This window comes from Streptomyces sp. XM83C (assembly GCF_023072675.1).
In the GTDB taxonomy this organism is placed as follows: domain Bacteria; phylum Actinomycetota; class Actinomycetes; order Streptomycetales; family Streptomycetaceae; genus Streptomyces; species Streptomyces thermocoprophilus.
This window is the reverse complement of record NZ_JALLGL010000215.1, coordinates 1-10,657: the sequence shown is the minus strand read 5'-3', so window position 1 is coordinate 10,657 and position 10,657 is coordinate 1. Positions and strand designations below refer to the sequence as shown.

Sequence of the window (10,657 nt, the reverse complement as noted above, 5' to 3'; positions counted from 1 at the left end):
GCCCCCGCTCCCCGGCCTCTCGACCCCCGCCCGGCACGCGGAACGGGGCACTCCGCGCGTCGGGCGGGCGGGTGACAGACTGAGCCCATGGAAGAGCGCGCATTCGACAGGTCGGGTCAGCATGCCTCCGTCGTCGGTCTGGGCACCTGGCAGCTCGGCGCCGACTGGGGAGACGTGGACGACAAGGAAGCCCTCCAGGTGCTGGAGGCGGCGGCGGAGTCGGGGGTGACCTTCTTCGACACGGCCGACGTCTACGGCGACGGCCGCAGCGAGCAGACCATCGCCACCTTCCTGCGCAGCAGGCCCGATCTGCATGTGCTGGTCGCCACCAAGATGGGCCGCCGCGTCGACCAGATCCCCGAGAACTACGTCCTGGACAACTTCCGCGCCTGGAACGACCGGTCCCGCCGCAACCTCGGCATCGACCGCATCGACCTGGTGCAGCTGCACTGCCCGCCCACCCCCGTCTACTCCTCCGACGAGGTGTACGACGCCCTCGACACCCTCGTCGAGGAGGAGCGCATCGCCGCGTACGGCGTCAGCGTGGAGACCTGCGCCGAGGCGCTCACCGCGATCGCCCGCCCGAACGTGGCGAGCGTGCAGATCATCCTCAACCCGTTCCGCATGAAGCCGCTGCGCGAGGTGCTGCCCGCCGCCCGCGAGGCCGGCGTCGGCATCATCGCCCGCGTCCCGCTCGCCTCCGGCCTGCTGTCCGGCAGGTACACCAAGGACACCGTCTTCGCCGCCGACGACCACCGCACCTACAACCGGCACGGCGAGGCCTTCGACGTCGGCGAGACCTTCTCCGGCGTCGACTGGACCACCGGCGTCGAGGCCGCCGCCGAGTTCGCGGCGCTCGCCCCGGAGGGGTACACGCCCGCCCAGCTCGCCCTGCGCTGGATCATCCAGCAGCCCGGCGTCACCAGCGTCATCCCCGGCGCCCGCAACCCCGAGCAGGCCCGCGCCAATGCCGCCGCCGCCCGGCTGCCCGCACTGGACGAGGCCACCCTGGACGCGATCCGGGAGCTGTACGAGCGGCGGATCAAGGACCAGGTCGAACACCGCTGGTGACACCCCGGGCGCGGGGTCCGGGCGCCGGGTCGCCGGAAGCGGGGCCGTCCGCGCCGGTGGTCCGCGACCGGCCCCGCCCCGGTGCCCGGTCCCCGGTGGGCGCGCTGCACTTCCCGCTCCCGTGCCGTCGCATTTCCACCCGGACGGGGAACTCGTGTACCCGTGCGACGGCATCGGGACGCGGGAGGACACGTGGCGACCAGGGAGCAGGCGAGAGGGGAACACAGACCCCTCAACCCGCGCAGCGGGCGCAACGAGAGCCAGGAGGAGCGCGCCGACCGCATGTGGGGCGAGCTGATCCAGGAGGTCCGCGTCGCCCAGACCGGCGTGCAGATCCTCTTCGGCTTCCTGCTGACGGTCGTGTTCACCCCGAGGTACACCGAGCTGGCCGACACCGACCAGACGATCTACATCGTCACCGTCGTGCTCGGCGCCTGCGCGACCGGCGCCCTCATCGGCCCCGTCTCCCTGCACCGGCTGGTCTCCGGCCGCCGGGTCAAGCCGCAGGCCGTGCGCTGGGCGTCCCGGCTGACCCTCGTCGGGCTCGTACTGCTGCTCGCCACCATGACGGCCTCGCTGCTGCTGATCCTGCGCGTGGCCACGCACGACGCGTACGTGCCGTACCTGGTGGCCGGTGTGGTCGCCTGGTACGGCACCTGCTGGTTCCTGCTGCCGCTGTGGACACGGCGCCGCTACACCTCCAGGTGACCCGCCCCGAGGGGCTCAGCCGAACGCGTCCCGCAGCGCCGGCAGCAGCGTCTTCTCCGACCAGTCGAGGAACGGCTCCTGCTCCTCGCCGCCGATCTGCACCAGCGCGACCTCGTCGAAACCGGCCTCCGCGTACGGGCGGACGGCCTCCACGAACGCCTCCGGGTCGTCCCCGCAGGGCACGGACGCGGCGACATCGTCCGGCGTCACGAACTGCGTCGCCTGCTCGAAGGAGTCCGGGTGCGGCAGCTCCGCGTTGACCTTCCAGCCGAGGCCGAACCACCGGAACTGGGCGTGTGCCCGCTTCACGGCGGCGTCCCGGTAGGGGTCGTGGCACACCGGCAGTTGCCCGACACGCGGCTTCCCCGCGCCGCCGTGCCGGTCGAACGCCTCCAGCAGGCCCGGCTTCGGCTCGGTCGCGATCACCAGGTCGGCGAGCTGCCCGGCCAGCCGGCACGACTGTTCCCCGGAGACGGCAATGCCGATCGGCGGCGCCTGTCCGGGCAGATCCCACAGCCGCGCCGACTCCACGTCGTAGTGCCGGCCGTGGCGGGTGACGTGCCCGCCGGCGAACAGCGCGCGGATGATCTCCACGGCCTCCCGCACCATCTCGTGCCGTACGTCCACCGGCGGCCAGCCGCCGCCCACGACGTGCTCGTTGAGGTTCTCGCCCGCGCCCAGGCCGAGCCGGAACCTGCCCTCGGACAGCAGTTGCAGCGTCGCCGCCTTCTGCGCGACGACCGCCGGGTGATATCGCAGGATCGGGCAGGTCACGTACGTCATCAGCGGGATGCGGGAGGTCGCCTGCGCGGCGGCGCCGAGCACGCTCCACGCGTACGGCGAGTGGCCCTGCGTGCGCAGCCACGGGACATAGTGGTCCGACGTCACGGAGAAGTCGAAGCCGGCCTCCTCCGCCCGTACCACGTGCCGGACCAGTTCGCGCGGGCCCGCCTGCTCGGTCATCATCGTGTATCCGATTCGCACCATGGGTGCCGGGTCCCCGGACGACCAGGATCGGAAACGGGCTCCCCGTGCCGGACCCGAGCGGTGGCCTGTGCCGGACCTGACCGGTGGCCGGTGCCGGACTCCGCCGGACTCCCGTGCGACGCGAGCGGTGGCCTGTGCCGGACCTGACCGGTGGCCGGTGCCGGACTCCGCCGGACTCCCGTGCGACGCGAGCGGTGGCCTGTGCCGCGACCTGACCGGTTGCCGGTGCCGCACTCCGCCGGACTCCCGTGCGGATGCCGGTGCGGGGACCGACCTGACCCCCGCTCCGGACTCGGCCGAAAACCCCTCGCCCCGCCCGCCTGCCGAGGGTGAGGATGGTGCCCATGACCCTGCGCCCCCTGCCCGAGAGCAGCCCCGCCGCCCAGGGTGTCGACGCCGCGGGCGTCCACGCCTTCCTCGACGCCCTGGAGGCCGCTCCCGGCATCGCACCGCACAGCGTCATGATCGTCCGCCATGACCGGCTCGTGGCCGCCGGCTGGTGGGCCCCCTACACTCCCGACCGCCCTCAGCTGCTGTACTCGATCAGCAAGAGCTTCACCGGCACCGCCGCCGGACTCGCCCGGGCGGAGGGACTGCTCGACCTCGACGCGCCGGTCGTGTCGTACTTCCCCGAGTTCGAGTCCGACATCACCGATCCGCGCAGCCGCGAGCTGCGGGTACGGCATGTGGCGTCCATGTCCGCCGGGCACACCGCCGAGGCCCTGGACCACGCCATGGAGCTCGACCCCGACGACCTCGTGCGGGGCTTCCTGCTGCTGCCGCCGGACCGCGACCCCGGCACCGTGTTCGCCTACAGCCAGCCCACCACCTTCACCCTCGCCGCGATCGTGCGGAAGGTCACCGGGCAGGGGCTCGTCGACTATCTGCGGCCCCGCCTGTTCGAACCGCTCGGCATCGAAGGTGCGAGCTGGCTGTGCGACCGCTCCGGCCGCGAACTCGGCTTCAGCGGACTGCACGCCACCACCGACGCCGTCGCCCGGCTCGGCCTGCTGTTTCTGCGGCGCGGCCGGTGGCAGGGGCGGCAGGTGCTGCCCGAGGAGTGGGTCGCCGAGGCGAGCCGCCCGCACATCGCCACCGCGCCCGGCAAGCCGGACGAGGAGCGCGGGGACTGGGACCTCGGCTACGGCCTGCAGTTCTGGATGTCCCGGCACGGCTACCGGGGCGACGGCGCCTTCGGCCAGTTCTGCCTGGTCCTGCCCGAGCAGGACGCCGTCGTCGCCGTCACCTCCGAGACCAGGGGCATGCAGGACGTCCTCGACGCGGTCTGGGAGCACCTGCTGCCCGCCTTCGGACCCGCGCCCCTGGCCGGGCGGGAGGAGGCCGACACCGCCCTGCGGGACAGGCTCGCGGCGCTCGCGCTGCCCGCCGCACCCGGCAAGCCCGCCCCGCCCGAGGACGCCGACGCCTGGGCCGGGACCGTGTTCACCCCGGGCGACGGGACCTGCCCCGACCTGCCCGGCCTGACCGGCGCGGAACTCTCCGACGGCCCGGACGGCTGGACGCTCACCCTCACCGAGGACGGACACCCGCTGCCCCTGCGTCTCGGCCCCGGCGACTGGACCGTCACCGAGGAGCCGCTGCCCGTCGCCGTCAGCGGCGGCTGGACCGATGCCGGGACACTCGGCCTCGACGTCGCCGTCCTGGAAACCCCGCACCGGCTGGAGGTCACCTGCTCGCTGGCCGGCCGCACCCTCTCCGCGCGCTGGCGCACCACCCCGCTGCACCCCGGCCCCCTGCGCACCCGCCGCGCCCCGCGGCCACCCGCACCGCCCGTGCCGGGGGCGGCGCCCGCGACGCCGGCGTGACCCCCGGGGGGCGGCGCCTGTGACGTCCGGTGCGGCGCCGTGACGTCCGCGTGACGCCCGGACCGGGGGGCGCGGCCGGCGGCGTCAGCGTGACGCGGCGCGGAACGTCCGCAGGAACACCTCCAGCGCCTGCCGGTTGCCCGCGTCGGACCAGCCGTCGGCCGGTGCGGTGAACCGCAGCGAGTAGCCGCGCCCGCCGCCGACGAGGAAGCCCCGCCCGAAGGTGCGCAGCCGGGCGCCGTCGTCGGTGACGACCCACTGCATGTCGGCGGCCTTGCGTCCCTGGTACGTCGTCGCGCTGATCTGCCCGATCCGCCGGTAGCCGTCCGCCGCGCGCAGCCCCGGCTCGACGTCGTCCCGCCACACCGCGACGGGGTCGGGGCCGACCCGCTCGCTGTAGGTGACGGCGAGCGTGCGGGGGTCGCCGTCGGCGCCGAGCACCACCCGGTACGCCAGATCCGACACCCGCGTGGTGCTCAACGGCCGCCAGCCGTCGGGCAGCGCCACCGAGAACCCCTCGGGCGAGCTGTACGTGCGGAAGCCCGCCGGCAGCGCCGTACCGGAGGGTGACGGCGAGGCCGACGGCGCGGGGGAGGCCGACGGTGGCGCCGGGGGCCGGGCGGACGCCGTGGCGGGCGGCCCGGACGGCGTGGTGGTGCGGGCCGCCGCGGCGGTGCCGCCGCCGCTGCCGCGGGTGACGGCGAGCACCGCGACGGCCACCGTGACGACCGCGAGTGTCGTGCCGAACGCCAGCAGCCGCCCGCGTCCCCCCGCGCCGCCGGCGGATACCGCGGCGTACGCCCGGCGCAGCCGCGGCTCGGGCGGCGCGGCGTCCGGCTCCTCGTGGAGCACCCGCGTCAGCGCCTCGTGCACGACCGGGCGGGTCAGCCGCTCACGGGAGTTCTTGCGGAGCAGCCCGTGCACGGTCCGGGCGAGCGGCCCGGCGCGCACGGGGCCGCGCAGCGGCAGCCGGTCCACGGCCTTCAGCGTGTCCTCGGGGCGCCCCCGGTCACGGAACGGCGGACGGCCCTCCACCATCGTGTACAGCATGGCGCCCAGCGCCCACAGGTCGGCCGCCGGGCCGATCCGCTCGTCCCGCGCCTGCTCCGGGGAGGCGTACGACGGTGCGGCGAGCCGGGGCGCGAGCGTGGCGCCCGCCAGCCCGAACCCGGTGACCAGCACCGGGCCGCGGTCCGGCACCAGCACCTGACCGGGGCTCAGTTCGCCGTGGGTGATGCCCTCGTCGTGCGCGGCGCGCAGCACCTGGAGGATCTCCAGGCCGATCCTGGCCGCCCGCACCGGGTTGAACGGCCCCTGCTCGCGGACGAGTTCGCCGAGCGGCGTGGCGTCGACCCAGTCGGTGACGGTCCACAGCCCGCCCTCCTGGACCGTCGCGTCGAGGACCGCCGGGACCCGGCCCGGGCAGAGGGCGCCCATGGTCTCCGCCATGCGCAGCACCCGCCCGGTGATCCGGCGCGCGTTCTCCTCGTCGTCGCCGTCCCCGGCCGGCAGCCCCGTCCACGTCAGCAGACGGGGCCGGCCGGCGTCGGCGTCCTCGCCGTACCAGCAGACACGGTTCGTCTCCCGGTGCACGATCTCCAGGGGCCGGTAGCGGCCGGCGATCGACTCGGGTGCTGGTACACGCGCATCGGCCATGGTCATTTCCTCGCTGAACCCCGGAACTTTTCCCATGGGTACGGCGGGTGTGACGGCCTGTGTTCAACGCGCGACAGGTAACCGCGAGTAACCGCGGGGTGGCGGGGCCGGATTCCGGCCGTCACAGCTCCCGGTCGGTCAAATAGCCCGGCAGCGAACGCAGTTCGGCCGCCGCCCCGGCGGCCGGCTCCAGCGCGTCCAGCTCGTCGACCGCCGCGACGACCAGCGTACGCGCCGCGGCCAGCGCCGCCCGGCGCCCGCCCGCCTGCCGGACCGCGGCAGCGGCCTCGGCGGCGTCGCCGCCCGCCTCCAGCAGGGCGGCCAGCCGGCGGGCCGCCGGGCCGGGGCCGTCCAGCGCGCACAGCACGGGGAACGTCTTCTTCCCCTCCCGCAGATCGCCGTGCACGGGCTTGCCGGTGACCGCCGGATCGCCCCAGATCCCGAGGACGTCGTCCACGATCTGGAACGCGACACCGAGCCTCCGCCCCACCCGGTCGAGACCCGAGGTCAACGCCTCGGGCGCGCCGCCCAGATGCGCCCCGAGCGCCAGGGCACAGCCCAGCAGGGCGCCGGTCTTGCGTTCGGCCATCGCCCGGTACTCGCCCGGCCGCACCCGCTGTGGGCCACGCCAGGGCCGGGACGCGAACAGCAGGTCGTCGGCCTGCCCGGTCACCAGGTCGCCCAGTGCGGCCGACAGCCGGCGGACCGCCGTGCCGCCGCCGGGGGCCGCGGCGAGCGTCTCGACGGCCAGCGCGAACAGCCCGTCCCCGGCCAGGACGGCGGGGCCCGTGCCGTACGCGCGCCACACCGCCGGACGGCACCGGCGGGTCGCGTCGCCGTCCATGATGTCGTCGTGCAGCAGCGAGAACGCGTGCACCAGCTCCACCGCCACCGCCGCGGGCACCCCCGTGGCCGCGGGCGCGCCGGCCGCCTCGGCGCCCAGCACGGCCAGCGCCTGCCGCACGCCCTTCCCGCCGGGCGCCTCGGCGGGCGCACCGCCCACCTCGCACCAGCCGAAGGCGTACGCCGCCATCTCCCCGACCCACGGATGCAGCCGCTCCACGGCCGCGCCCAGCGCCGGACGGACCAGCGTCCGGCAGCGTTCGAGGACCTCCACGGCGGTGGGCGGGTCCGTCACCCCGGCCGCGGTCGTCACGCCGCCTCCGCCGTCAGACCCAGCTCCTGCTCGGCCCGCGCGACCATCAGCCGCGCGTGCCGCAGGCCCATCCGCTCCAGGGTCCGCGCCAGGTCGGCGAGTTCGGCCGCCGTCTCGGCCCGGTCGCGGCCCAGCCGGGCGCGCGCCTTCACCAGACCGAGCCGTGCGAGCGCCTCCCCGCGCGGCTCGTCCATGCCGCGGAACGTGGCCAACGCCTGCTCGTACATTTTCGCGGCCTGGACGTGACGCCCCGCCCGGTACAGCACATTGCCGCGCATCTTCAGGTTGTAGGCGAGCGCGCTCACCAGGTTCATCTCCCGGCATGTGCGCTCCGCCTCCGACAGCAGCGCGAGCGCCCGCTCGGCGTCCGCGTCCCGCACCGACACGATGTCCGCCAGCCCGCGCAACGCCCAGGCGTGCCCGCGGCGGTCGTCCGCGCCCTCCGCGATCCGGGCCGCCTCCTCGAACAGCTCGTACGCCTTGTCCCAGGCGCCGGAGTTGCGGTGCATCTGCGCGATGCCCTCCAGCGCCCACACGGTGTGCCGTGCCTCTCCGCGCCGCCGCGCCTCGGCCAGCAACTGCTCGTGCAGCCGTCCCACGGCCTCGTAGTCGCCCTGGATGCGGCCGGTCTCCGCCAGCCCCGCCAGGGAGTAGCCGCGCACCACCACGTCACCGCCGCGCTCGCCGAGGTCGGCGGCGAGCGCCAGCAGCCGCCGGGCCAGGGCCAGCGCGCCCCGCTGCCGGGCGAGGGTGCCGCCGCTCCACAGCGCCCACGCCATCGCGGCCGTGTCGCCGGCGGTGCGCGCCGCGCGGTAGCTGGCCTTCCACGCCCGGTCCGCCTCCCTCACCTGGCCGAGGCGGCGGTGCGCCTCGGCGACGGCCAGCCCGGACCGGGCCGCCTCCGCGTGCCGTCCCGCACGTTCGGCGGCACGCAGCTCCTCGGTGCCCGCTGCCAGGACGTCCACCAGGGACGCGTTGACGGACAGGGTGGTGAGGGCGCCCTGGTACTCCGGGGCGAATGCCTTGCCGTACATCGATGCCTTTCGTCCGCGCATGCGGCGCATGGGTATACACGCCGCGTATACATGCCGTGTATAGCGGGGTGGAGAACTGCCCCGGCCCAGGGGGGAGGTGGGCCGGGGCATCACCTGCTGCCCGGCTAGACGCCGGCGCGGACGCGCGGGTTGCCTCGGGAGGCGCGGCAGATGCCGAACTCCCGTCCGGCAGCGGGGTTTCGGCCGCAGAACGGCCGGATGCCGACGCCCGCGCGGACCGGGCGCGGTGTGCTCACCGGACGCCCGTGCGGACCGGGCGGGGGTCCCCGATGTCCTCGGGCCGCTCCGCGCGTGCCGTGCCATGCGTCCGCCGGACGGTCCCTGCGCCGCAGAACGCGGACTCCAGGGTCCGCAGCATCGCCGTGTGGACACCGGCGCTGTTGGAGGCGGTGGCGACCGCGGCCAGGGCGCGCCGGCCGTCCCGGGAGGCGAACGCGTACGAGTAGTAGCCCTGCACCGCCCCGGTGTGGCCGTACACCGACACCCCGCAGGACAGGTCGCGGCGCCGCAGCCCCAGCCCGTACGCCTGCGCAGCCCCGCGAGATCCGGTGCCGGGTCGCGCGGCGCGGCCTGGGCCGGGGCGGCGAGCAGGGACAGCAGGGCCACGCCGAGCGCGGTGCCTCTGCGGAGGGTGGTGGTGAGCATTCCGACGCCTCTCCGTTCCTGTCGGGTCGTCAGGTCCCGCTGTGGGGTGACGGGTGGCGACAGTATTCCGGCGAGGTGGGTGAAATGTAGTGATGTGCGATCGGTTTCGGTGGTGGGCGTACCGCCGTGGGTCCTGCTCAGAAGTCGGGGCAGAGCTGGGTGTGGACCGCGTCCACGATCCGCGCGGCCTTGGCCCGGCCGAAGCCCTGCGGATGCCCGGGGGAGGTGAACCTCCGCTCGGCCTCGCTGATCTGACGGGCCGTGTCGCCGGGGAAGGCCCGGATCGTACGGCACTGCGCCCGGCCACGGTCCACGGCGCCGCTCTCGTCGTCGTGCACGATGTCCGGGTCGATCGCGGTCAGCGCCCGCACATACGCGGCCTCGCCCCGGGAGTCAGGGCGGGGCGGCAGCGCGGCCGTCGCCGGCGCGCCGGCCGGGCGACCCGGCTCCGAGGCCGCCGGACGACCCGTGCTCCCGGGGCCGGTCGTACCGGCCGCACCGGCCGAACGGGCGGTCCCTGCGGTTTCGGCGCCGGTGGGTTCCGCCGCGCCCGCCGTGCCGGAGCCGGCCGTCGTGGACGGCGGTGCGGCTGCCTTCGGCGACGCGGACGGCTCGTCGGTGCCGCAGGCGCTCAGCACGGCGGTGGCGAGGACGCAGGAGGCGAGCATCACTGCGGACGGGCGGAGGTTCACGGATCTCCCGGGGAGGGTCTCTGACGGTGTGACGACAGCGGAGATCCGTGAGCGTATGAGGTGCTTGTATGCCTGCGAGGCGGTTCGATCCTGAATACGGGGGCGCATGGGAGCACGCCCACGCGCCCGCCGCAAATACGCGCCCCGCTCACCCGGCCCACGCCTCCGGCGGATGCGGCAGCCCCCGGCTCACCTGACCCGCGCCCGGCGTCTCACCCCCGCGCAGCGGGCGGAGCCGGCAGCAGCCCCTCCCGGTAGGCGATCGCCACCGCCTCCGTGCGGCTCGCCGCGCCCAGCTTGGCGAGGATGTTGGACACGTGCACGCTCGCCGTCTTGCCGCTGATGAACAGCTCCTCGCCGATCTGCCGGTTGCTGCGGCCCAGCGCCAGCAGCCGCAGCACGTCCCGCTCCCGCGCCGTCAGCGGCGACGCCCGCCCGTCGTCGGCGCCGCCACCTGTCGCCGCGAGCCGTCCCCGCCGTACCAGCGCGTCGATCCGCTCCACCAGCGGCACCGCCCCCAGCCGCTCGGCGGTCTCCCGGGCCGCCCGGGCCACCTCCGCCGCCTCGGCGCGCCGCTCCTCGGCGAGCAGCGCCTCCGCCAGCCGCAGCCGGCACCGCGCCTGCTCGTACACCTCGCCGAAGCCGAACCCGGCCACCGCCTTCTCCCACGCGGCCACGTCCGGACCCGACGTCGCGCGCGTCCACTCCGCCTCGGCCCGCGCCAGCCACGCCTGGACAGTGAGGATGTACGTGAGCGTTCCCCGGCGGGGTCTGACCCAACGCCTGACTGACTCAGGGTCCTCAACGGGATCTGTCGACCCTGTCCGGGGGACGTTCGCCTGCATCCGTCGGGCCGGGGGA

Annotated in this window: 9 protein-coding genes and 1 pseudogene; 3 read left to right on the top strand and 7 right to left on the bottom strand. The window is 75.4% G+C overall.

Annotation, left to right across the window (positions count from 1 at the left end; all coding sequences use genetic code 11):
* Positions 1 to 87 precede the first annotated feature (87 nt).
* Both MTQ10_RS21825 and MTQ10_RS21820 read left to right on the top strand, forming a co-directional pair.
* A complete protein-coding gene (locus MTQ10_RS21825; protein WP_247471043.1) occupies positions 88 to 1,071 on the top strand; it encodes an aldo/keto reductase in 984 nt (327 codons plus the stop codon).
* A 192-nt stretch (positions 1,072 to 1,263) separates the two neighbouring features.
* The gene (locus MTQ10_RS21820) at positions 1,264 to 1,779 is read left to right on the top strand and encodes a DUF6328 family protein (RefSeq protein ID WP_308404587.1); all 516 of its coding nucleotides are present in this window, start codon (positions 1,264 to 1,266) and stop codon (positions 1,777 to 1,779) included.
* Between the two features lie 15 nt (positions 1,780 to 1,794).
* On the opposite strand, the gene MTQ10_RS21815 is transcribed toward MTQ10_RS21820, so the two are convergent.
* Positions 1,795 to 2,766 carry an LLM class F420-dependent oxidoreductase gene (locus tag MTQ10_RS21815; RefSeq protein WP_247471040.1) on the bottom strand — a complete coding sequence of 324 codons (972 nt, stop codon included), beginning with the start codon at positions 2,764 to 2,766 and terminating at the stop codon, positions 1,795 to 1,797.
* Positions 2,767 to 3,110: 344 nt separating this feature from the next.
* On the opposite strand from MTQ10_RS21815, the gene MTQ10_RS21810 reads away from it, so the two are divergent.
* Positions 3,111 to 4,592: a serine hydrolase domain-containing protein gene (locus tag MTQ10_RS21810; RefSeq protein WP_247471037.1), complete on the top strand. Its 1,482-nt coding sequence runs from the start codon at positions 3,111 to 3,113 to the stop codon at positions 4,590 to 4,592.
* A gap of 84 nt (positions 4,593 to 4,676) precedes the next feature.
* On the opposite strand, the gene MTQ10_RS21805 is transcribed toward MTQ10_RS21810, so the two are convergent.
* From MTQ10_RS21805 to MTQ10_RS21780, 6 genes and pseudogenes are all read right to left on the bottom strand, one after another.
* A complete protein-coding gene (locus MTQ10_RS21805) occupies positions 4,677 to 6,254 on the bottom strand; it encodes a protein kinase domain-containing protein (RefSeq protein ID WP_247471035.1) in 1,578 nt (525 codons plus the stop codon).
* A gap of 115 nt (positions 6,255 to 6,369) precedes the next feature.
* Positions 6,370 to 7,404, bottom strand: a complete 1,035-nt coding sequence (locus MTQ10_RS21800; protein ID WP_247471032.1) for a polyprenyl synthetase family protein — start codon at positions 7,402 to 7,404, stop codon at positions 6,370 to 6,372.
* Positions 7,401 to 8,438 (bottom strand): tetratricopeptide repeat protein, encoded by a 1,038-nt coding sequence (locus tag MTQ10_RS21795; RefSeq protein ID WP_247471046.1) that lies wholly within the window; start codon positions 8,436 to 8,438, stop codon positions 7,401 to 7,403. The genes MTQ10_RS21800 and MTQ10_RS21795 overlap by 4 nt, the downstream gene beginning before the upstream one ends.
* Positions 8,439 to 8,691: 253 nt before the next feature.
* The gene (locus MTQ10_RS21790; protein ID WP_374117663.1) at positions 8,692 to 8,937 is read right to left on the bottom strand and encodes a hypothetical protein; all 246 of its coding nucleotides are present in this window, start codon (positions 8,935 to 8,937) and stop codon (positions 8,692 to 8,694) included.
* A 304-nt stretch (positions 8,938 to 9,241) separates the two neighbouring features.
* The gene (locus tag MTQ10_RS21785) at positions 9,242 to 9,796 is read right to left on the bottom strand and encodes a hypothetical protein (protein WP_247471029.1); all 555 of its coding nucleotides are present in this window, start codon (positions 9,794 to 9,796) and stop codon (positions 9,242 to 9,244) included.
* 212 nt (positions 9,797 to 10,008) lie between these two features.
* Positions 10,009 to 10,530: pseudogene (locus tag MTQ10_RS21780) on the bottom strand (response regulator transcription factor); the annotation flags it as partial.
* Positions 10,531 to 10,657: the final 127 nt, after the last annotated feature.